Here is a 21,002-nt window from a genome sequence, read left to right as displayed (position 1 = left end):
CTAACTCCGACGGGAGCAAATCCGTGAAAGATTTATTAAAGTTTCTGAAAGCGCAGACTAAAACCGAAGAGTTTGATGCGATCAAAATTGCTCTGGCTTCGCCAGACATGATCCGTTCATGGTCTTTCGGTGAAGTTAAAAAGCCGGAAACCATCAACTACCGTACGTTCAAACCTGAGCGTGACGGCCTTTTCTGTGCGCGTATTTTCGGGCCAGTAAAAGATTACGAGTGCCTGTGCGGTAAGTACAAGCGCCTGAAACACCGTGGTGTGATCTGTGAGAAGTGCGGCGTTGAAGTGACCCAGACCAAAGTGCGCCGTGAGCGCATGGGCCACATCGAGCTGGCGTCTCCGACCGCTCACATCTGGTTCCTGAAATCTCTGCCGTCCCGTATCGGTCTGCTGCTGGATATGCCGCTGCGCGATATCGAACGCGTTCTGTACTTCGAATCTTATGTGGTTATCGAAGGCGGGATGACGAACCTGGAACGTCATCAGATCCTGACTGAAGAGCAGTATCTGGACGCGCTGGAAGAGTTCGGTGACGAATTCGATGCGAAGATGGGTGCGGAAGCTATTCAGGCCCTGCTGAAGAGCATGGATCTGGAGCAAGAGTGCGAGCAGCTGCGTGAAGAGCTGAACGAAACCAACTCCGAAACCAAACGTAAAAAGCTGACCAAGCGTATCAAACTGCTGGAAGCGTTCGTTCAGTCTGGTAACAAACCAGAGTGGATGATCCTGACCGTTCTGCCGGTTCTGCCGCCAGATCTGCGTCCACTGGTTCCGCTGGATGGTGGTCGTTTCGCAACGTCCGATCTGAACGATCTGTATCGTCGCGTTATCAACCGTAACAACCGTCTGAAACGTCTGCTGGATCTGGCTGCGCCGGACATCATCGTACGCAACGAAAAACGTATGCTGCAGGAAGCGGTTGACGCCCTGCTGGATAACGGCCGTCGCGGTCGTGCGATCACCGGTTCTAACAAACGTCCTCTGAAATCTTTGGCCGACATGATCAAAGGTAAACAGGGTCGTTTCCGTCAGAACCTGCTCGGTAAGCGTGTTGACTACTCCGGTCGTTCTGTAATCACCGTAGGTCCATACCTGCGTCTGCATCAGTGCGGTCTGCCGAAGAAAATGGCACTGGAGCTGTTCAAACCGTTCATCTACGGCAAGCTGGAGTTGCGAGGACTCGCTACCACCATCAAAGCCGCTAAGAAAATGGTTGAGCGTGAAGAAGCTGTCGTTTGGGATATCCTGGACGAAGTTATCCGCGAACACCCGGTACTGCTGAACCGTGCACCAACTCTGCACCGTTTGGGTATCCAGGCATTTGAGCCAGTCCTGATCGAAGGTAAAGCTATCCAGCTGCACCCGCTGGTTTGTGCGGCATATAACGCCGACTTCGATGGTGACCAGATGGCTGTTCACGTACCGCTGACGCTGGAAGCCCAGCTCGAAGCGCGTGCGCTGATGATGTCTACCAACAACATCCTGTCCCCAGCGAACGGTGAACCTATCATCGTTCCTTCTCAGGACGTTGTATTGGGTCTGTACTACATGACCCGTGACTGTGTTAACGCCAAAGGCGAAGGCATGGTGCTGACTGGCCCGAAAGAAGCTGAGCGTATTTATCGCGCTGGCCTGGCCTCTCTGCATGCGCGCGTTAAAGTGCGTATCACCGAATACGAAAAAGATGAAAACGGCGAATTCGTTGCGAAAACCAGCCTGAAAGACACGACCGTTGGCCGTGCCATTCTGTGGATGATCGTACCGAAAGGTCTGCCTTTCTCCATCGTCAACCAGGCGCTGGGCAAGAAAGCGATCTCCAAAATGCTGAACACCTGTTACCGCATTCTGGGTCTGAAGCCGACCGTTATCTTCGCTGACCAGACAATGTATACCGGCTTTGCTTATGCAGCGCGTTCAGGTGCATCTGTTGGTATCGATGACATGGTCATCCCTGAGAAGAAACACGAGATCATCTCTGAAGCGGAAGCCGAAGTTGCTGAGATCCAGGAGCAGTTCCAGTCTGGTCTGGTTACCGCGGGCGAACGCTATAACAAAGTTATCGATATCTGGGCAGCGGCGAACGATCGTGTATCCAAAGCGATGATGGATAACCTGCAGACCGAAACCGTGATTAACCGTGACGGCGTAGAAGAGCAGCAGGTTTCCTTCAACAGCATCTACATGATGGCCGACTCCGGTGCGCGTGGTTCCGCAGCACAGATTCGTCAGCTGGCAGGTATGCGTGGTCTGATGGCGAAGCCAGATGGCTCCATCATCGAAACGCCAATCACCGCGAACTTCCGTGAAGGTCTGAACGTACTCCAGTACTTCATCTCCACCCACGGTGCTCGTAAGGGTCTGGCGGATACCGCACTGAAAACTGCGAACTCCGGTTATCTGACGCGTCGTCTGGTTGACGTTGCGCAGGATCTGGTTGTGACCGAAGACGATTGTGGCACCCTCGAAGGTATCACCATGACCCCGGTTATCGAGGGTGGTGATGTTAAAGAGCCACTGCGCGATCGCGTTCTGGGTCGTGTAACCGCGGAAGACATTCTGAAGCCGGGTACTGCAGACATTCTGGTTCCACGCAACACGCTGCTGCACGAGCACTGGTGTGACCTGCTGGAAGCGAACTCTGTTGACTCCGTGAAAGTACGTTCCGTTGTATCCTGTGACACCGACTTTGGTGTATGTGCGCACTGCTACGGTCGTGACCTGGCGCGTGGCCACATCATCAACAAAGGTGAAGCAATCGGCGTTATCGCGGCACAGTCGATCGGTGAGCCGGGTACACAGCTGACGATGCGTACGTTCCACATCGGTGGTGCGGCATCTCGTGCGGCTGCTGAATCCAGCATCCAGGTGAAAAACAAAGGTAGCATCAAGCTCAGCAACGCGAAGTCTGTTGTTAACTCCGCAGGCAAGCTGGTTGTGACCTCTCGTAACACCGAGCTGAAGCTGATCGACGAATTCGGTCGTACCAAAGAGAGCTATAAAGTGCCTTACGGTGCGGTTATGGCGAAAGGTGATGGCGAGCAGGTTGCCGGCGGTGAAACCGTTGCAAACTGGGATCCACACACCATGCCGGTTATCACCGAAGTAAGTGGTTTCATCCGCTTCACTGACATGATCGACGGCCAGACCATTACTCGTCAGACCGACGAACTGACCGGTCTGTCTTCTCTGGTGGTTCTGGATTCTGCTGAGCGTACTACCGGTGGTAAAGATCTGCGTCCTGCACTGAAAATCGTTGATGCTCAGGGTAACGACGTTCTGATCCCGGGTACCGACATGCCTGCGCAGTACTTCCTGCCGGGTAAAGCGATCGTTCAGCTGGAAGATGGCATTCAGATCGGTGCGGGTGATGCTCTGGCGCGTATTCCACAGGAATCCAGCGGTACCAAGGACATCACCGGTGGTCTGCCACGCGTTGCGGACCTGTTCGAAGCACGTCGTCCGAAAGAGCCTGCAATCCTGGCTGAAATCAGCGGTATCATCTCCTTCGGTAAAGAGACCAAAGGGAAACGCCGTCTGGTTATCACTCCAGTAGATGGCAGCGAACCGTACGAAGAGATGATTCCTAAGTGGCGTCAGCTCAACGTGTTCGAAGGTGAACGTGTAGAACGTGGTGACGTGGTTTCCGATGGTCCAGAAGCTCCGCACGACATTCTGCGTCTTCGTGGCGTACACGCTGTAACGCGTTACATCACCAACGAAGTACAGGACGTTTACCGTCTGCAGGGCGTTAAGATTAACGATAAGCACATCGAAGTTATCGTTCGTCAGATGCTGCGTAAAGCAACCATCGAAAACGCAGGCAGCTCCGAGTTCCTGGAAGGCGAGCAGGTTGAATACTCACGCGTCAAGATCGCTAACCGCGAACTGGAAGCGAACGGCAAAATCGGTGCGACCTTCTCGCGCGATCTGCTGGGTATCACCAAAGCGTCTCTGGCAACCGAGTCCTTCATCTCTGCAGCATCGTTCCAGGAAACGACTCGTGTCCTGACCGAAGCCGCTGTTGCAGGTAAACGTGATGAACTGCGCGGTCTGAAAGAGAACGTCATCGTGGGTCGTCTGATCCCGGCGGGTACCGGTTATGCGTACCACCAGGATCGCATGCGTCGTCGTGCTGCGGGCGAACTGCCAGCTGCACCGCAGGTAACTGCTGAAGATGCATCCGCGAGCCTGGCAGAACTGCTGAACGCAGGTCTGGGCGGTTCCGACAACGAGTAATCGTTGATGCCCGGTGATGAACATTACCGGGCATGTGCCTCGTAGGTCGGGTAAGCGCAGCGCCACCCGACAATAAAAAACCCGCCTCGGCGGGTTTTTTTACATCCGTATGTTATCAGTTTACCAACGGTATCCGTCGATAAAGCTCAATCATATCGCCCGCCAGGTCCTGAATGACCATCGCGTTCATCAGGTGATCCTGAGAGTGGACGGTGATCAGGTTAACCGGAAGCTTCCCGGTCCCTTCGTCAAGACCGATAAGCTGCGTCTGGATCGTGTGCGCATGCTTCACATATTCGCGCGACTCTTCCATCGCTTTTTCTGCTTCGTCAAACTCACCTTTACGCGCCATCTGTAACGCCGTCAGGGCCGCACTGCGCGCCGCGCCTGCATTGACCAGCAGTTCCATAATCGTGGTTTCTAAGTCTTCCATTATGACTCCAGAAGTTTGAGCGCTTTTTCCAGTACGGCATCGCCTTTCATCATGCCGTAATCCATCATGTCGATCACCGCGACCTTTTTACCCAGCGGGTCGGCCTGCGCCTGAAGTTTAGCCTGCTCGTATTTAACCTGTGGCCCCAGCAATACGATGTCGGCCGTCGCGATGTTGTCTTTAAACTCCGCAACCGGAACGGCTTTAATGGTGACTTCAACCCCTTTTTTCTGCGCGGCGTCTTTCATACGTTGAACCAGCATGCTGGTTGACATCCCCGCTGCACAGCATAAAACGATGTTCTTCATAATCAGCCTCGATCTACATGTGTTTATTGATAATTATCCCGTGCAGACCGCTTCAACAACCGGTTTACCGCGATTGTGTGTCAGGCATCACAAAGAAACCGGCGATTTTCTGAAACCGGTTACAATTTTGCATTGTCGGGTACCCGGCCCGTCGAAACGGGCAGGGGTGAAAGAGGGAGGATTAGCTGATGGAGGTTCGGTTAATGCGGTTTTTGCCCTGCTGTTTGGCGCCGTAGAGGGCGTTATCAACGCTTCCGACAAATTGATCCAGCGGTTCAAAGTGCCACTCCCCAAGACCGCCGCTGAACGTAACCCGCAGGTTTTCTTCTCGCCAGACGCGTTTTTCAACTGCGATACGCCACGCTTCCAGCAATGAGAGCGCAGACGTCATCTGCTCAGCCTGGAAGATTACCGCAAACTCTTCTCCACCGTAGCGGTAAAGCGAGACGTGATGTGGCTGCATGATCTGGATCCCTTCGCGGGCCACGTTGCGCAGAACGATATCACCGGTCAGGTGGCCCAGCGTGTCGTTAATCGACTTGAAGTTATCGATGTCCACCAGCGCCAGCGCGAAAGGCTGCTGGGCATTCAGCAGCTCCGCGATATCGCTATCGAACGCGCGGCGGTTTTTACAGCCCGTCAGCGCATCGTGAGTCGCCTGGCGCACATAGGCCATTTCACGCTCTTTATTGGACTGGATAGTATGGCTCAGCATCGCTTCCAGGCGCGGCGCCTCGCTGACGTCGCCGGTTTTAATGGCATTGATAATGTGCATCAGCACGGTACGCGAGGCGTGGCGGAGGTATAAGCCGAAGAGGATGATGATAATGGCTGCCAGCGCAAACCCCCAGCCAACAATCGTAGTTTCGTGGCGGGTGATATCGGTAAGCGTCTCGCCAGAGACCCGGTAGATGACAAACCAGTCCGGATTGGTAAACGAGTAGTAGTAATACCAGGCGTTGCTTTTCTTGTCGTAAAGGTGGCCTTCGCCGCTGGTCATTTTGTCCATCAGCGCTTCGCTCACGTATTTTTTGAAGAGCGCGCCTGTATCCGGATGAAGCACAACGGCGCCGTCGCGTTCAACGACGAAGAATTCACCCTGAACGGGCGCCACCATCTGACGCAGGGTGAAGCCCATTGACGTCAAATCGAGATGAAACGCGATCGTGCCCTTCAGTCTGCCTTCGGGTGAAATCAAAGGCTTATAAAGTGTGACCGTCGGATGGCCGGTGAAGTAGTCCATGTACGGGCGAGTATAGTGGCTGAAGATACTGGCTTCGGCCTGCGCGATAAACCACGGCCGCGTCCGGGGATCGAAGGTTTTACTCTTCTCCGTGGGGAGCACTTCCGGCGCGCGGAGATAATGCCCCTGCGTGTCCGCCAGCGAGATGGAGGAGACGGTCGGCATCAGGTTCTGCAGATGCATCACCATCTGCAGCCCTTGCGTCGGGTTGACGTTGAGCGTCTCGTTTAGCCTGTCGTTACGCGAAAAGTACATCGCGGCACGGCCGAGGATATAGTCGTTTTCACGCAGGATCGACTCGGTGTAGTTTACTGCCAGGTTGTGCGTGAAATTGCTGTTGATCTTATGATAATCCTCAAGAAAATCCTTTCGTTGCGAAAGCGTCACCGCGACCGCGATCACCACAAAACTGCAGATGATCCCCGCGAAGCTAAGCATGATTGGCCGGGTAAAAGAGAGCTTTTTGCTGTGAAGTGCCATGAGCTGTGCATCGTTCCTGATGGTGAATACTTTTCTTCTGCCGATATCCTCTCAGCATAGTCGCTGTCCTGCGGTTAGCGGTGAATTATACGGCACACGATTTCTGGTGGGATGATTTATCTTAAGAACCATTAAGAAAATACTTATTCAACTTACCAGGAGCCGTTTGTACAATGAACCAGAGGCAGGGCGAAACGAGGAAGAAGCTTTTCGCCCTGGTCAGCATCCGTTGCTGACCGTGTGACAATAAAAAACCGGACGATCGCTGACAACCGCCCGGTTTTGCCTTTTCGTAGCGCCTCGACAATTTTTTATGGCGTTGCAGTACGTTTCAGCGTCATTGCGAGACTCTTCCCAGCCAGCTGTCCCAGTCTTTCCAGACAGGCTGAAGACCCTGGGCCGTCAGGGCTGCGGCGACCGCTTCAGGATGTCGCCCGTCATGCGGCAGGAACTGCTCCAGCTCCGGACGATCGTCGGCGTAGCCGCCAGGCTGCGTTTTGGAAAACGCGCTGACGTTGTTAATCGCAAGCGGGATAACGCGATCGCGAAACGCCGGGGATTCACGCGTTGAGAGCGATAATTCCACTTCCGGGGCGAGCAGGCGAAACGCACAGATGGTCTGCACCAGCTGGCGTTCATCCATCAGCGAAGCCGGTTCAATCCCCCCCGTGCAAGGTCTCAGGCGCGGGAAGGAGATGGAATAACGGCTCTGCCAGTAGTGCTGCTGAAGCCACAGCAAATGTTCCGCCACCATGTAACAATCCACCCGCCAGCTGTCAGAGAGCCCGATCAGCGCCCCCAGACCGATTTTGTCGATGCCCGCGCGACCCAGCCTGTCCGGCGTTTCCAGGCGGAAAAAGAAATCCTGTTTCTTGCCCTTCAGGTGATGCCGTGCGTACGTCGCCTCGTGGTAGGTTTCCTGGTAGACCATGACCCCGTCCAGCCCGAGGGTTTTGAGCTCCGCGTACTCCTCCTGCGCCAGGGGCTGCACTTCCATCTGCAACGACGCAAACTGACGACGAATGGCGGGAAGGTGCTGACGGAAATAGTCCATTCCCACTTTTCCCTGATGTTCGCCCGTGACCAGCAGAAGATGTTCAAAGCCCATTTCACGAATGGCCGCACACTCACGGGCAATCTCACCATCATCGAGCGTTTTACGCTTGATGCGGTTGCTCATGGAAAAACCGCAGTAGGTGCAGTCATTGGCGCACAGGTTTGAGAGATAGAGCGGCACGTAGAAGCTCACCGTGTTGCCAAAACGCTGGCGGGTGAGCCGCTGCGCTCGCTGGGCCATCGGTTCGAGGTACGCGCTGGCCGCCGGGGAGAGCAGGGCCATCAGATCCTCACGGGTCAGATGGCGGGCATGCAGCGCGCGCTCCACGTCAGCCGCCGTTTTGCTGTTGATGCGCAGGGCAATGTCGTCCCAGCTAAGCTGTCGCCAGCGCTCGGTAAACGTGCTCATGAAATCGCCTCCAGAAAACCGGTCAGCGGGCTGGTGGCCTGCGCCTGAAAACTGCGCGAGCCGGGGCCGGACGCCCTGGCCAGCAGGCCAGCCTCTACGGCCATGCGGAACGCACGCGCCATCATGACCGGATCGTCGGCAACCGCGATGGCCGTGTTGACCAGCACCGCGTCGGCGCCCATTTCCAGCGCCTGCGCGGCATGGCTGGGCACGCCGATGCCCGCGTCAACCACCACCGGTACGGTAGCCTGCTCAATAATGATTTCCAGCATCGCGCGGGTTTCCAGCCCCTGGTTGGAGCCAATGGGGGCGCCCAGCGGCATGACCGCTGCGCAGCCGACCTCTTCCAGTCGTTTGCACAGGACCGGGTCGGCGCCGCAGTAAGGCAGGACGATAAACCCTTGCTGCACCAGCTTTTCAGCCGCTTTCAGCGTTTCGATGGGGTCGGGCAGCAGCCAGCGGGCGTCAGGATGAATTTCCAGCTTCAGCCAGCGGGTGCCGAGCGCCTCGCGGGCCAGCTGCGCGGCGAAAATCGCCTCTTCGGCCGTTTTGGCACCGGAGGTGTTGGGCAGCAGCGTGACGCCTGCCTCCAGTAAAGGCGCCAGAATGGCATCGCTGTGATGGCGCAGATCCACGCGCTTGAGCGCCAGCGTCACCAGCTGGCTGCCGCTTTCGCGAATGGCATCCACCATCAGCTGCGGCGAGGCGAATTTTCCGGTTCCGGTAAACAGATGTGAATCAAAGACTTTATCGGCAATACGTAACATCTCAGCCCCCTGCGATAACCTGAAACAGCAGGATCTGGTCGCCGTCATTGACCTGCTGGTGTTCCCACTGCTCGCGCGGCAGGATCTGTTGATTGAGCGCCAGCGCCGTTCCCGGCTTGAGCTGGCGCAGCTTGTCGAGCAGTACCGCAACGGTGAGCCCGTCGTCGCATTTCATCGGCTCATCGTTAAACAGAATGCGCATCGCGGCCTCCGCATACCGGGCAGCGGCTGGCGCGGTGTAACGCCAGATGGCGCCAGCCGCTGGAGCGGGCATCAAACAGCCGCAGCGTATTGCGTTCCGTCTCCATGCCGCTGAGCAGCTTGATGGCCTCCAGCGCCTGCATTGTGCCCATTACGCCGACCACCGGACCCAGAATGCCCGCCGTACGGCAGTTGCGCGCCGGCTCTGCATCATCCGGCCACAGACAGCGATAGCAGCCCTGCGACCACGGCGGGGTCAGGACCATCATCTGCCCGCCGAACCCCACCGCGCTGGCGGTGATAAGCGGCGTATTATTTGCCACGCAGGCGGCGTTAATCGCCTGGCGCGTCGCCATGTTGTCCGTGCAGTCCAGCACCACGTCGGCAAGGGCGACCTCACGGCGCAGGTTTTCACCGCTGAGCCGATCCTGCAGGGCAATTAGCGCGATATCCGGGTTGAGCTGGTTCAGGCGCTGCCGGGTAATTTGCGCTTTTGGCTGGTTGATATCCTCGGTGGTGAAGAGGATTTGTCGCTGCAGGTTGCTGAGGTGAACCTCGTCGTCGTCGGCCAGCACCAGCGTACCGATACCTGCACCAGCCAGATAAAGCGCGGCGGGCGCGCCTAGCCCGCCCAGACCGACAATTAGCACCCGGCTGGCGAGCAGCTTTTGCTGTCCGTCGATGGCGATATCTTCCAGCAGGATCTGACGGCTATAGCGCATAAAATCACGATCGTTCATCACCCGCTCCTGCCAGCTGTAACAGCTGCTCGGTGGCGAGACGCCAGTCTGCGGCCTGGGTGATGGCGCTGACGACGGCGATACTGCCGACGCCGGTCTCCAGCACCGCCGGGGCGCGTTCAAGACTGATTCCGCCGATGGCGACGGTAGGGTAATCGGCAAGGCGTTTAACGTGACTCGCCAGCTGCGTCAGACCCTGCGGTGCGGAGGGCATCTGCTTGGTTTGCGTCGGGAAGACGTGACCCAGCGCGATGTAGGAGGGACGGGCCGCCAGCGCCACGTCGATCTCCATGTCATCGTGTGTTGAAACGCCAAGACGCAGCCCGGCTTCACGGATAGCGCTCAGATCCGTTGTTTCCAGATCCTCCTGACCCAGATGCACGCCGTACGCCTGGTGCTTAACGGCCAGCCGCCAGTAGTCGTTGATAAACAGGCGGGCCTCGTAGCGACGCCCCAGCGCGATGGCGGCAACCACATCGGCTTCCACCTCGTCGTCGCGTTTATCCTTGATGCGCAGCTGGATCGTTCGAACGCCTGTCTCCAGCAGGCGCGCTATCCACTCCACGCTGTCCACCACCGGATAGAGCCCTAAACGGTAGGGGACGGGCGGGAAATCGGGCTTATACATTACGCCTCCTCTTTTTTGAGGTAGATTTCGCCGCCTTTGGCGCGGAAGGTCTCAGACATGTCCGCCATACCCACTTCAATGGTCTGCGCGGCGGCGTAGTCGCGCACCTCCTGGCTGATTTTCATCGAGCAGAATTTTGGCCCGCACATAGAGCAGAAGTGCGCGACTTTGCCCGATTCCTGCGGCAGGGTCTCGTCGTGATAGGCGCGGGCGGTGAACGGGTCCAGCGCCAGGTTGAACTGGTCTTCCCAGCGGAATTCAAAGCGTGCCTTCGACATGGCGTTATCGCGGATTTGCGCGCCCGGATGGCCTTTGGCCAGATCCGCGGCGTGGGCGGCAATTTTGTAGGTGATCAGCCCCTGCTTCACATCCTCTTTGTTTGGCAGGCCGAGGTGCTCTTTTGGCGTGACGTAGCAGAGCATAGCGCAGCCGAACCAGCCGATCATCGCCGCCCCAATGCCCGACGTGAAGTGGTCATAGCCCGGCGCAATATCGGTGGTCAACGGCCCCAGGGTGTAGAACGGAGCTTCGTGGCAGTGCTCCAGCTCCTCGGTCATGTTGCGGCGGATCATCTGCATCGGCACGTGGCCCGGGCCTTCAATCATCACCTGCACGTCATACTCCCAGGCGATTTTGGTCAGTTCGCCCAGCGTGTGCAGCTCGGCAAACTGCGCTTCGTCGTTCGCGTCGCGAATAGAGCCCGGACGCAGGCCGTCGCCCAGCGACAGAGAGACATCGTACGCGGCGCAGATTTCGCAAATTTCGCGGAAGTGTTCGTAGAGGAAGTTTTCCTGATGATGGGACAGGCACCACTTCGCCATGATGGAACCGCCGCGCGAGACGATGCCGGTCAGGCGCTTCGCCGTCATCGGCACGTAGCGCAGCAGCACGCCCGCGTGAATGGTGAAATAGTCCACGCCCTGTTCGGCCTGCTCCAGCAGCGTGTCGCGGAACGCTTCCCAGGTGAGGTCTTCGGCAATGCCGTTGACCTTTTCCAGCGCCTGATAAATCGGGACGGTGCCAATCGGTACCGGGCTGTTACGCAGGATCCATTCGCGGGTTTCGTGAATATAGCGTCCAGTGGAGAGGTCCATTACCGTGTCCGCGCCCCAGCGCGTGGACCAGACCAGCTTCTCCACCTCTTCTTCGATGGAGGAGGTGACGGCCGAGTTACCGATGTTCGCGTTGACCTTCACCAGGAAGTTGCGGCCGATAATCATCGGCTCGGATTCCGGGTGGTTGATGTTGGCGGGGATAATCGCGCGGCCTGCGGCCACTTCGTCACGCACAAACTCCGGCGTGATGTTCTCCGGCAGGCGAGCGCCAAAGCCTTCACCCGGATGCTGATAGCGCAGCACTTCGCTACGGATGCGCTCGCGACCCATGTTTTCGCGGATGGCGATGAACTCCATCTCCGGCGTGACGATGCCCCGGCGCGCGTAGTGCAGCTGGGTCACGCATTTGCCCGCCTTAGCGCGTTTTGGCGTCAGCAGGCCGGTAAAGCGCAGCTCGTCCAGACCGTCGTCGGCCAGGCGCTCTTTGGTGTAGGCAGAGCTGAGTACGCTCAGCTCTTCACAGTCGTTGCGCGCATCAATCCACGGCTGGCGCAGCTTTGCCAGACCCTGCTGGACGTTGATGGCAACATCAGGATCGCCGTACGGACCGGAGGTGTCATACACCGGCACGGCTTCGTTGTCTTCATACTGGGGGTTATCTTTGCTGCCGCCGATAAGCGTCGGGCTGAGCTGGATTTCGCGCATTGGGACGCGGATATCGGCCTGCGAGCCGGAAATGTAGATGCGTTTCGAGTTCGGGAAGGCGGTCCCTTCCAGGGTATCGATGAAGCGTTGGGCGTGTTCGCGCTGTTCGCGACGGGTCAATTTAGCGATAGACATAGCTCATTCCAAAAGTGAAGGACATGGCTTGTCAGACGACGGATGAAGCAAGAGAGGATCGCCCAGGGGCGATACAACAGCAGTGTGACTCTTGTTCCCTTCGCAGGTATTAGCCTGATCAGGTTCCGCGGATCCCGAATTAACGGTCTCAGCCCGCGCGTTCAGGCGCTGGGCACTCCGACAAGAAAAATCCCCCTCGTGAGAGGGGCGAATGGTTGTAAATTACTCGTTAACGATGAAGAACTCAAGCAGGGCGCGCGACGTTCTCTTCGTTACTGATGTTCAAATCATTGTCCAGCACGAGGGCGATCAGCTTATCTTCCAGCGTGAATCGCTCTTCCAGCGCTTCGCCGAGGTCGGATAGCGCCTGCTGAAACTCAAGATAGTTATCGTGATCGATAGCGTTCTCGAGCGCGGAATCATAGTAATCCATGATCTGCTGGGTGTTGGCTTCCAGAAGGGGATAGAGCTTGCTGGCCGCTAAATAGGGTGTTGTCCCTTCCATTTCGCGGATAATGCGTTCATAAATATTGAAATGGCCGTCGGACAGATAGTCGACCAGGCCCTGACAAAAATCATCCAGCGCTTTTTCATTCAGTCGCATAAACGATTCTTTGCCAGGCTTAATACCGACCAGATTGTAATAAGCCACGAGTAGATGCTTGCGTACATGTAGCCAGCGATCCACCAGTTTGTTATTTCCTCTAACGCGCTCAGTCAGGCTTTCCAGCTGGTTTAACATGGTCGACTCCGCAAAATGTAGGATTGAATCTGCTTATCCAGAATGTAACCACAATGCTAACAACATGTCAGTGAAGCGAAGGTAGTGCAATAGATATGGATCGTATTATTGAAAAATCAGATCTTGGTTGGTGGATCGTCAGTCACGAACAAAAATTATGGCTTCCTGCCGGGGAAATCCCCTATGGCGCAGCTGAGGCGTTCGATCTCGTTGGCCAGCCAGCGCTACAGATCGGCGAGTGGCAGGGTGAGCCCGTGTGGTTGATCCAACAGTCCCGCCGCCAGGATATGGGATCGGTGCGCCAGGTGCTGGATCTGGACGTGGGGCTGTTCCAGCTGGCGGGGCGCGGCGTGCAGCTGGCCGAGTTTTACCGCTCGCATAAATACTGCGGCTACTGCGGTCATACCATGCGCCCGAGCAAAACCGAGTGGGCGATGCTCTGCAGCCACTGCCGCGAACGCTACTATCCGCAGATTGCGCCGTGCATTATCGTCGCTATCCGCCGGGAGGATTCCATCCTGCTGGCGCAGCATACCCGCCATCGCAACGGCATTCACACCGTGCTGGCCGGCTTCGTCGAGGTGGGCGAAACGCTGGAGCAGGCGGTGGCGCGCGAGGTAATGGAGGAGAGCGGGATCAAAGTGAAGAACCTGCGCTACGTCACCTCCCAGCCGTGGCCGTTCCCGCAGTCGCTGATGACGGCATTTATGGCCGAATATGATAGCGGCGAGATCGTTATCGATCAGAAAGAGCTGCTGGAAGCAAACTGGTATCGCTACGACGATCTACCGCTGTTACCTCCGCCGGGCACCGTGGCGCGTCGGCTGATAGAAGATACCGTGGCGATGTGTCGGGCCGAGTATGAGTAGTGTTACACTGAGGCCATGACGCTTAAGGAACTGCAAAAATGACCGAACTGAAGAACGATCGTTATCTGCGTGCGCTGCTGCGCCAGCCCGTTGATGTCACCCCGGTGTGGATGATGCGCCAGGCGGGACGCTATCTCCCGGAGTACAAAGCCACGCGCGCGCAGGCGGGCGATTTTATGTCGCTGTGCAAAAACGCCGAGCTGGCCTGCGAAGTGACGCTCCAGCCGCTGCGCCGCTTCCCGCTGGATGCTGCGATCCTCTTCTCGGATATTCTGACCATTCCGGATGCAATGGGCCTTGGCCTGTACTTCGAAACCGGTGAAGGCCCGCGTTTCACCTCCCCAATCAAAAGCAAAGCCGACGTGGATAAGCTGCCGATCCCCGATCCGGAAGGCGAGCTGGGCTACGTGATGAACGCCGTGCGCACCATTCGCCGCGAGCTGAAAGGTGAAGTGCCGCTGATTGGCTTCTCCGGCAGCCCGTGGACGCTGGCGACCTATATGGTTGAAGGGGGCAGCAGCAAAGCTTTTACCATGATTAAAAAGATGATGTACGCCGAGCCGCTGGCCCTGCATGCGCTGCTCGATAAGCTGGCGAAGAGCGTCACCCTCTACCTGAACGCGCAGATTAAGGCGGGTGCGCAGTCGGTGATGATTTTCGATACCTGGGGCGGCGTGCTGACCGGGCGCGATTATCAGCAGTTCTCCCTGTACTACATGCACAAAATCGTCGACGGCCTGCTGCGTGAAAACGAAGGCCGCCGCGTGCCGGTGACGCTGTTTACCAAAGGTGGCGGCCAGTGGCTGGAAGCGATGGCGGCAACCGGCTGCGACGCGCTGGGCCTCGACTGGACCACCGATATCGCCGATGCGCGCCGTCGCGTGGGTGACAAAGTGGCGCTGCAGGGCAATATGGACCCGTCCATGCTCTATGCGTCGCCAGCCCGCATTGAAGAAGAAGTGTCGACTATACTGTCTGGTTTCGGCCAGGGTGAAGGCCACGTCTTTAACCTCGGCCACGGCATTCATCAGGATGTGCCGCCAGAACACGCAGGCGTATTTGTGGAGGCGGTGCATCGGCTTTCTGCCCAGTATCACAAGTAAGGAGTGATTATGGATCTCGCGTCGCTACGCGCTCAACAAATCGAACTGGCCTCATCGGTGATCCGCGAGGATCGTCTGGATAAAGATCCTCCGCAGTACATTGGCGGAGCAGACGTCGGATTCGAGCAGGGTGGGGAAGTGACGCGAGCGGCGATGGTGGTACTGAAATATCCTTCGCTTGAGCTGGTCGAGTTCAAGGTTGCGCGTATCGCGACCACCATGCCGTACATTCCGGGCTTTCTCTCCTTCCGCGAATATCCCGCGCTGCTGGCAGCGTGGGAGCAACTCTCGCAAAAACCTGACCTGCTGTTTGTCGATGGACACGGTATCTCACACCCGCGCCGTTTAGGCGTTGCCAGCCACTTTGGTCTGCTGGTGGATGTCCCGACCATTGGCGTTGCCAAGAAACGCCTGTGCGGCGCGTTTGAACCTCTTTCAGCCGAGCCGGGCGCGCTGGCGCCGCTTATCCATAAAGGTGAGCAGCTAGCGTGGGTCTGGCGCAGCAAGGCTCGCTGTAATCCGCTCTTTATCGCCACGGGGCATCGGGTGAGCATGGACAGCGCCCTGGCGTGGGTGCAGCGCTGCATGAAGGGCTACCGCTTGCCGGAGCCGACGCGCTGGGCAGACGCCGTGGCATCTTCGCGTCCGGCTTTTGTTCGTTGGCAGGAAATTCAGCGATGATTCAGGTAAACTGCGCCTAATTTTCGATTCGAGAGATCATCATGCTACAAAACCCGATTCACCTGCGCCTTGAGAAACTTGAAAGCTGGCAGCACGTGACGTTTATGGCTTGCCTGTGCGAGCGCATGTATCCCAACTATGCCGCGTTCTGTAAGGAGACGGGCTTTGGTGATGGCCATATCTACCGCCGCATTCTGGATCTGATCTGGGAAACGCTGACGGTGAAAGACGCGAAGGTGAACTTCGACTCCCAGCTGGAAAAGCTGGAAGAGGCGATTCCGGCTGCGGATGATTTTGACCTGTACGGTGTCTACCCGGCGATTGATGCCTGCGTGGCGTTAAGCGAACTGCTCCACTCCCGTCTGAGCGGTGAAACGCTGGAGCACGCAGTTGAAGTCAGTAAGGCATCGATTACGACCGTCGCGATGCTGGAAATGACCCAGGAAGGTCGCGAGATGACCGACGAAGAGCTGCGTGCGAACCCGGCGGTTGAGCAAGAATGGGACATTCAGTGGGAAATTTTCCGCCTGCTGGCAGAGTGCGAAGAACGCGATATTGAGCTGATAAAAGGGCTGCGCGCGGACTTACGAGAGGCTGCTGAGAGCAATATTGGTATAATTTTTAACCAATGAGACAATAAATCTTGAGATAACGCCCGTTTTGTCGCTCCTCGACTCTTCCCTTTCGCCCCTTGTCTGGTCTACATTTGGGGGGCGAAAAAAAGTGGCTATCGGTGCGTGTATGCAGGAGAGTGCTTTTTTGGCATTTTCGTCGCACTCGATGCTTAGCAAGCGATAAACACATTGAAAGGATAACTTATGAACAAGACTCAACTGATTGATGTAATTGCGGACAAGGCTGATCTGTCTAAAGTGCAGGCTAAAGCTGCTCTGGAATCTACCCTGGCTGCTATTACTGAGTCTCTGAAAGAAGGCGATGCTGTGCAACTGGTTGGTTTCGGTACCTTCAAAGTGAACCACCGCGCTGAGCGTACTGGCCGCAACCCGCAGACCGGTAAAGAAATCAAAATCGCCGCAGCTAACGTGCCGGCATTTGTTTCTGGTAAAGCACTGAAAGACGCTGTTAAGTAAGACGCGTGGCAGTGAACAGTTTTAGCGAAGGGGCGGCAACGCCCCTTTTGTCTTTCTGGCGTGGAACGCTCGCGCTGGCAGGCATGCTGCTGCTGTCAGCCTGCAGCCACGACACCTCCCTGCCGCCGTTTACCGCCAGCGGCTACGCGGACAACCAGGGTGCGGTCAGGATCTGGCGCAAAGATTCCGGCGGCGAAGTGCATCTGCTTTCTGCCTTCAGCCCGTGGCATAACGGCAATACGTCGACTGCGGAATATCGCTGGCAGGGAGATGACCTGTCGCTGATTGAACTGAACGTCTACAGCAAGACCCCCGAACACGTGAAAGTGCGTTTTGACGACCATGGCGAGCTGAGCTTTATGCAGCGCGAAGTCAGCGGCCAAAAACAGCAGCTTTCCAGCGATCAAATCGCTCTCTACCGTTATCGTGCCGAACAAATCCGCCAGACCAGCGATGCGCTTCGTCTGGGACGCGTTGTGCTGCGCCAGGGGCGCTGGCATGCCGATGGGACGGTGACAACCTGCGAAGGACAGACGGTCAAGCCTGAGCTCGAATCCTGGGCAACAGAACACATTCAGCGCCGTCAGCGTCATTCATCAATGGAGGTGAGTGTGGCGTGGCTGGAAGCGCCGGAAGGCTCTCAGCTGTTGCTGGTGGCGAACGAAGACTTCTGCACCTGGCAGCCGACGGAAAAAAGTTTTTGATTTAAATCCCCTCTCCCTTGAGGGAGAGGGTTAGGGTGAGGGTGTGAAATTACTCGCCCTGCTCACGCGCAATCGCGCGATAACCGATATCCTGACGGCTAAAGCTGCCGTTCCAGTGAATATCCGCCATCAGCGCATAGGCGCGTTTCTGTGCTTCTGCCACGGTATGGCCCAGCGCGGTTGCACACAGCACGCGTCCGCCGTTGGTGAGGACGCGATCGTCGTCAGCCAGCTTCGTACCCGCATGGAACACCTTCGCACCTTCAATCTCTTCCAGCGGCAGGCCGTGGATTTCATCCCCGGTGTTGTAGTTGCCCGGATAACCACCTGCAGCAATCACCACGCCCAGAGACGCACACTCGTCCCACTCTGAGGTTTTCTCGTCGAGCTTGCCTTCGCAGGCTGCCAGACACAGTTCCACCAGATCGGATTTCATGCGCAGCATGATGGGCTGCGTTTCCGGATCGCCAAAGCGGCAGTTGAATTCGATGACCTTAGGGTTACCCTGCTTGTCGATCATCAGACCCGCATAGAGGAAACCGGTGTAGGTGTTGCCTTCCGCCGCCATCCCTTTCACGGTTGGCCAGATGACGCGATCCATGGTGCGCTGGTGGACTTCGTCAGTCACTACCGGAGCGGGGGAGTAAGCGCCCATTCCGCCAGTATTCGGGCCGGTATCGCCATTGCCCACGCGCTTGTGATCCTGGCTGGTGGCCATCGGCAGAACGTGCTCGCCGTCGACCATCACGATAAAGCTGGCCTCTTCACCGTCGAGGAACTCTTCGATCACGATGCGGTGGCCCGCATCGCCAAAGGCGTTGCCCGCCAGCATATCCTGAACCGCGGCTTCGGCTTCTTCGAGGGTCATCGCGACGATAACGCCTTTACCAGCGGCCAGACCGTCGGCCTTGATAACAATCGGCGCACCTTTTTCACGCAGGTAGGCCAGGGCTGGCTCCACTTCGGTGAAGTTCTGATATTCCGCCGTCGGGATGTTATGACGCGCGAGGAAATCTTTGGTGAAGGCTTTGGAGCCTTCCAGCTGCGCGGCGCCTTCCGTAGGCCCGAAGATTGTCAGGCCCGCCGCGCGGAAGGCATCGACGACGCCAATCACCAGCGGCGCTTCCGGGCCGACGATGGTCAGATCGATTTTCTCGCTCTGGGCAAAGCTCAGCAGCGCCGGGATATCGGTCACGCCGATAGCCACGTTTTGCAGCGCGGGTTCCAGCGCGGTACCGGCGTTGCCCGGTGCTACGAAAACTGTTTTCACCAGCGGAGACTGCGCCGCTTTCCACGCCAGAGCGTGCTCGCGTCCGCCGTTACCAATCACTAATACTTTCATTTTCTGCTCCGGGAATTAATGGCGGAAGTGGCGCATGTCGGTGAAGATCATTGCAATGCCATGTTCGTCGGCAGCGGCAATCACTTCGTCGTCGCGAATTGAGCCGCCAGGCTGGATCACACAGGTGATGCCCACTGCAGCCGCCGCGTCGATACCGTCACGGAACGGGAAGAAGGCGTCAGAAGCCATGGCGGAGCCTTTTACTTCCAGACCTTCATCGCCTGCTTTAATGCCCGCGATTTTCGCGGAGTAAACGCGGCTCATCTGGCCTGCGCCTATCCCGATAGTCATGTTTTCTTTGGCGTAGACGATGGCGTTGGATTTGACGAACTTCGCGACCTTCCAGCAGAACAGCGCGTCACGCAGTTCCTGTTCGGTAGGCTGGCGTTTCGTTACCACGCGCATGTCGGCTTCTGTCACCATACCCAGATCGCGGTCCTGAACCAGCAGGCCGCCGTTCACGCGCTTGAAGTCCAGGCCCGGCACGCGTTCTGCCCACTGGCCACAAACCAGCACGCGCACGTTCTGTTTTGCCGCGGTGATTTTCAGCGCCTCTTCGGATGCGGATGGCGCGATGATCACTTCAACGAACTGGCGGGAGATGATGGCCTGTGCGGTTTCAGCATCCAGCTCGCGGTTGAAGGCGATAATGCCGCCGAACGCGGAGGTCGGGTCGGTTTTGTACGCGCGATCGTAGGCATCCAGAATAGAGGTGCTTACCGCAACACCGCATGGGTTCGCGTGCTTAACGATAACGCAGGCCGGCTCGCTGAACTCTTTCACGCATTCCAGCGCGGCGTCGGTGTCAGCAATGTTGTTATAGGAGAGCGCTTTGCCCTGAACCTGCTGAGCGGTCGCAACAGAGGCTTCTTTTACCTCTTCTTCTATATAGAAGGCTGCCTGCTGGTGGCTGTTCTCGCCGTAACGCATATCCTGCTTCTTAATGAAGTTCAGATTCAGGGTGCGCGGGAAGCGGCCAGAAGGATCTTTGCTTTCACCGTGGTAAGCAGGCACCAGGCTACCGAAGTAATTGGCGATCATGCTGTCGTACGCCGCGGTGTGCTCGAAGGCTTTGATGGCGAGGTCGAAACGCGTTTCCAGAGTCAGAGACCCTTCGTTGGCGTCCATCTCGTTAATAATGGTGTTGTAATCGCTGCTCTTTACGACGATGGCCACATCTTTATGGTTCTTGGCCGCGGAGCGCACCATGGTTGGGCCGCCGATATCAATATTCTCTACGGCATCTTCCAGAGAACAGCCTTCGCGGGCTACGGTCTGGGCAAACGGGTAGAGGTTAACGACAACCATGTCGATTGGGGCGATGTCATGCTGTTCCATAATGGCGTCGTCCTGACCGCGACGGCCAAGAATACCGCCGTGCACTTTCGGGTGCAGAGTTTTGACGCGTCCATCCATCATTTCCGGGAAACCGGTGTAATCGGACACTTCGGTTACCGGCAGACCTTTATCTGCTAACAGGCGAGCGGTACCGCCTGTAGAAAGCAGCTCCACACCGCGTGCGGAAAGTGCCTGAGCGAATTCGACGATACCGGCTTTATCAGAAACACTGAGCAGAGCGCGGCGGACTGGACGACGTTGTTGCATGGTAAATCCCCTGGATTTCACGATTACAGAGAGCGTTAGATGAATTTTCCTGCGAAAAACTCATCTAACACACCTGACGGGGCATCCTTATTAAGCGCGAGCATTTTAACGAAAACGTTTGCGCAACGCTCGCACATTTTCACTTTTTCGTATCACTGTGGATAAGTCTGTGTGTAAAAAGGTATAAGACGGGGTTTTGCTGTGGAATGCAGCAGTCAGTCATTTTTCTGTCATTTAGCGGTTGCGGCCTGCTGATAACTCCCTATAATGCGCCTCCATCGACACGGCGGATGTGAATCACTTCACACAACAGCCGGTTCGGTTGAAGAGAAAAATTCTGAAATAACGGGTTGACTCTGAAAGAGGAAAGCGTAATATACGCCACCTCGCAACGGTGAGCGAAAGCCGCGTTGCACTGCTCTTTAACAATTTATCAGACAATCTGTGTGGGCACTCAA

19 protein-coding genes and 1 riboswitch are annotated in these 21,002 nt (G+C 56.8%); of the genes, 7 read left to right on the top strand and 12 right to left on the bottom strand.

Going from position 1 to position 21,002, the window contains the following annotated elements; translation table 11 throughout:
- Positions 1-23: 23 nt before the first annotated feature.
- Positions 24-4,247, top strand: coding sequence for a DNA-directed RNA polymerase subunit beta' (rpoC, locus tag ACZ6J2_RS21475; RefSeq protein ID WP_023309968.1), 4,224 nt, complete (start codon positions 24-26; stop codon positions 4,245-4,247).
- A gap of 115 nt (positions 4,248-4,362) precedes the next feature.
- On the opposite strand, the gene ACZ6J2_RS21470 is transcribed toward rpoC, so the two are convergent.
- The 10 genes from ACZ6J2_RS21470 to ACZ6J2_RS21425 all read right to left on the bottom strand — a co-directional run bounded on the left by ACZ6J2_RS21470 (position 4,363) and on the right by ACZ6J2_RS21425 (position 13,149).
- On the bottom strand, positions 4,363-4,680 hold the full coding sequence (locus ACZ6J2_RS21470; protein WP_008503455.1) for a PTS lactose/cellobiose transporter subunit IIA: 318 nt from the start codon (positions 4,678-4,680) through the stop codon (positions 4,363-4,365).
- Complete coding sequence (locus ACZ6J2_RS21465; RefSeq protein ID WP_010425948.1) at positions 4,680-4,988, bottom strand: PTS sugar transporter subunit IIB; 309 nt, start codon at positions 4,986-4,988, stop codon at positions 4,680-4,682. The genes ACZ6J2_RS21470 and ACZ6J2_RS21465 overlap by 1 nt, the downstream gene beginning before the upstream one ends.
- 181 nt (positions 4,989-5,169) lie before the next feature.
- Positions 5,170-6,711 (bottom strand): sensor domain-containing diguanylate cyclase, encoded by a 1,542-nt coding sequence (locus ACZ6J2_RS21460; RefSeq protein WP_471726621.1) that lies wholly within the window; start codon positions 6,709-6,711, stop codon positions 5,170-5,172.
- Positions 6,712-7,048: 337 nt separating this feature from the next.
- Positions 7,049-8,176 (bottom strand): 2-iminoacetate synthase ThiH, encoded by a 1,128-nt coding sequence (gene thiH, locus ACZ6J2_RS21455; protein WP_471726620.1) that lies wholly within the window; start codon positions 8,174-8,176, stop codon positions 7,049-7,051.
- Positions 8,173-8,943: a thiazole synthase gene (thiG, locus tag ACZ6J2_RS21450; RefSeq protein WP_259387247.1), complete on the bottom strand. Its 771-nt coding sequence runs from the start codon at positions 8,941-8,943 to the stop codon at positions 8,173-8,175. The genes thiH and thiG overlap by 4 nt, the downstream gene beginning before the upstream one ends.
- Position 8,944: 1 nt before the next feature.
- Positions 8,945-9,145, bottom strand: coding sequence for a sulfur carrier protein ThiS (thiS, locus tag ACZ6J2_RS21445; RefSeq protein ID WP_039262358.1), 201 nt, complete (start codon positions 9,143-9,145; stop codon positions 8,945-8,947).
- Positions 9,129-9,884 carry a thiazole biosynthesis adenylyltransferase ThiF gene (gene thiF / locus ACZ6J2_RS21440; RefSeq protein WP_054830118.1) on the bottom strand — a complete coding sequence of 252 codons (756 nt, stop codon included), beginning with the start codon at positions 9,882-9,884 and terminating at the stop codon, positions 9,129-9,131. Before thiF ends, thiS begins: the two co-directional genes overlap by 17 nt.
- The gene (gene thiE / locus ACZ6J2_RS21435; protein WP_471726619.1) at positions 9,871-10,512 is read right to left on the bottom strand and encodes a thiamine phosphate synthase; all 642 of its coding nucleotides are present in this window, start codon (positions 10,510-10,512) and stop codon (positions 9,871-9,873) included. Before thiE ends, thiF begins: the two co-directional genes overlap by 14 nt.
- The gene (gene thiC, locus ACZ6J2_RS21430; protein ID WP_471726618.1) at positions 10,512-12,407 is read right to left on the bottom strand and encodes a phosphomethylpyrimidine synthase ThiC; all 1,896 of its coding nucleotides are present in this window, start codon (positions 12,405-12,407) and stop codon (positions 10,512-10,514) included. Before thiC ends, thiE begins: the two co-directional genes overlap by 1 nt.
- 78 nt (positions 12,408-12,485) lie before the next feature.
- Positions 12,486-12,597: riboswitch (TPP riboswitch) on the bottom strand.
- A 54-nt stretch (positions 12,598-12,651) separates the two neighbouring features.
- Positions 12,652-13,149: an Rsd/AlgQ family anti-sigma factor gene (locus tag ACZ6J2_RS21425; RefSeq protein WP_048979202.1), complete on the bottom strand. Its 498-nt coding sequence runs from the start codon at positions 13,147-13,149 to the stop codon at positions 12,652-12,654.
- 95 nt (positions 13,150-13,244) lie between these two features.
- On the opposite strand from ACZ6J2_RS21425, the gene nudC reads away from it, so the two are divergent.
- The 6 genes from nudC (at position 13,245) to ACZ6J2_RS21395 (ending at position 17,597) form a co-directional block, all read left to right on the top strand.
- A complete protein-coding gene (nudC, locus tag ACZ6J2_RS21420) occupies positions 13,245-14,018 on the top strand; it encodes an NAD(+) diphosphatase (RefSeq protein WP_069303508.1) in 774 nt (257 codons plus the stop codon).
- A 38-nt stretch (positions 14,019-14,056) separates the two neighbouring features.
- Positions 14,057-15,121 carry a uroporphyrinogen decarboxylase gene (hemE, locus tag ACZ6J2_RS21415; protein ID WP_471726617.1) on the top strand — a complete coding sequence of 355 codons (1,065 nt, stop codon included), beginning with the start codon at positions 14,057-14,059 and terminating at the stop codon, positions 15,119-15,121.
- Between the two features lie 9 nt (positions 15,122-15,130).
- Positions 15,131-15,802, top strand: coding sequence for a deoxyribonuclease V (gene nfi / locus ACZ6J2_RS21410; protein WP_033146984.1), 672 nt, complete (start codon positions 15,131-15,133; stop codon positions 15,800-15,802).
- 41 nt (positions 15,803-15,843) lie between these two features.
- The gene (locus ACZ6J2_RS21405; RefSeq protein ID WP_069303510.1) at positions 15,844-16,434 is read left to right on the top strand and encodes a YjaG family protein; all 591 of its coding nucleotides are present in this window, start codon (positions 15,844-15,846) and stop codon (positions 16,432-16,434) included.
- 186 nt (positions 16,435-16,620) lie between these two features.
- On the top strand, positions 16,621-16,893 hold the full coding sequence (gene hupA / locus ACZ6J2_RS21400; protein WP_002445246.1) for a nucleoid-associated protein HU-alpha: 273 nt from the start codon (positions 16,621-16,623) through the stop codon (positions 16,891-16,893).
- 11 nt (positions 16,894-16,904) lie between these two features.
- Positions 16,905-17,597: a DUF1481 domain-containing protein gene (locus ACZ6J2_RS21395; protein WP_033146981.1), complete on the top strand. Its 693-nt coding sequence runs from the start codon at positions 16,905-16,907 to the stop codon at positions 17,595-17,597.
- Positions 17,598-17,646: 49 nt separating this feature from the next.
- On the opposite strand, the gene purD is transcribed toward ACZ6J2_RS21395, so the two are convergent.
- On the bottom strand, positions 17,647-18,939 hold the full coding sequence (purD, locus tag ACZ6J2_RS21390; RefSeq protein ID WP_471726616.1) for a phosphoribosylamine--glycine ligase: 1,293 nt from the start codon (positions 18,937-18,939) through the stop codon (positions 17,647-17,649).
- 15 nt (positions 18,940-18,954) lie between these two features.
- Positions 18,955-20,544 carry a bifunctional phosphoribosylaminoimidazolecarboxamide formyltransferase/IMP cyclohydrolase gene (purH, locus tag ACZ6J2_RS21385; protein ID WP_471726615.1) on the bottom strand — a complete coding sequence of 530 codons (1,590 nt, stop codon included), beginning with the start codon at positions 20,542-20,544 and terminating at the stop codon, positions 18,955-18,957.
- Between the last annotated feature and the right edge of the window lie 458 nt (positions 20,545-21,002).

The organism is Enterobacter sp. E14S (genome assembly GCF_055666685.1).
Note: the sequence above shows the minus strand (reverse complement) of the source record. Positions and strands in the feature narration are given on the sequence as shown.

Excerpts from the sequence above, each read along its gene's own strand:
- thiH (WP_471726620.1), bottom strand. The coding sequence starts at position 8,176 with ATGAGCACGTTTACCGAGCGCTGGCGACAGCTTAGCTGGGACGACATT.
- ACZ6J2_RS21405 (WP_069303510.1), top strand. The coding sequence starts at position 15,844 with ATGCTACAAAACCCGATTCACCTGCGCCTTGAGAAACTTGAAAGCTGG.
- nfi (WP_033146984.1), top strand. The coding sequence starts at position 15,131 with ATGGATCTCGCGTCGCTACGCGCTCAACAAATCGAACTGGCCTCATCG.
- hupA (WP_002445246.1), top strand. The coding sequence starts at position 16,621 with ATGAACAAGACTCAACTGATTGATGTAATTGCGGACAAGGCTGATCTG.
- ACZ6J2_RS21465 (WP_010425948.1), bottom strand. The coding sequence starts at position 4,988 with ATGAAGAACATCGTTTTATGCTGTGCAGCGGGGATGTCAACCAGCATG.
- thiS (WP_039262358.1), bottom strand. The coding sequence starts at position 9,145 with ATGCGCATTCTGTTTAACGATGAGCCGATGAAATGCGACGACGGGCTC.
- thiC (WP_471726618.1), bottom strand. The coding sequence starts at position 12,407 with ATGTCTATCGCTAAATTGACCCGTCGCGAACAGCGCGAACACGCCCAA.
- hemE (WP_471726617.1), top strand. The coding sequence starts at position 14,057 with ATGACCGAACTGAAGAACGATCGTTATCTGCGTGCGCTGCTGCGCCAG.
- ACZ6J2_RS21470 (WP_008503455.1), bottom strand. The coding sequence starts at position 4,680 with ATGGAAGACTTAGAAACCACGATTATGGAACTGCTGGTCAATGCAGGC.
- ACZ6J2_RS21460 (WP_471726621.1), bottom strand. The coding sequence starts at position 6,711 with ATGGCACTTCACAGCAAAAAGCTCTCTTTTACCCGGCCAATCATGCTT.
- nudC (WP_069303508.1), top strand. The coding sequence starts at position 13,245 with ATGGATCGTATTATTGAAAAATCAGATCTTGGTTGGTGGATCGTCAGT.
- ACZ6J2_RS21425 (WP_048979202.1), bottom strand. The coding sequence starts at position 13,149 with ATGTTAAACCAGCTGGAAAGCCTGACTGAGCGCGTTAGAGGAAATAAC.
- thiG (WP_259387247.1), bottom strand. The coding sequence starts at position 8,943 with ATGTTACGTATTGCCGATAAAGTCTTTGATTCACATCTGTTTACCGGA.
- thiE (WP_471726619.1), bottom strand. The coding sequence starts at position 10,512 with ATGTATAAGCCCGATTTCCCGCCCGTCCCCTACCGTTTAGGGCTCTAT.
- purD (WP_471726616.1), bottom strand. The coding sequence starts at position 18,939 with ATGAAAGTATTAGTGATTGGTAACGGCGGACGCGAGCACGCTCTGGCG.
- purH (WP_471726615.1), bottom strand. The coding sequence starts at position 20,544 with ATGCAACAACGTCGTCCAGTCCGCCGCGCTCTGCTCAGTGTTTCTGAT.
- thiF (WP_054830118.1), bottom strand. The coding sequence starts at position 9,884 with ATGAACGATCGTGATTTTATGCGCTATAGCCGTCAGATCCTGCTGGAA.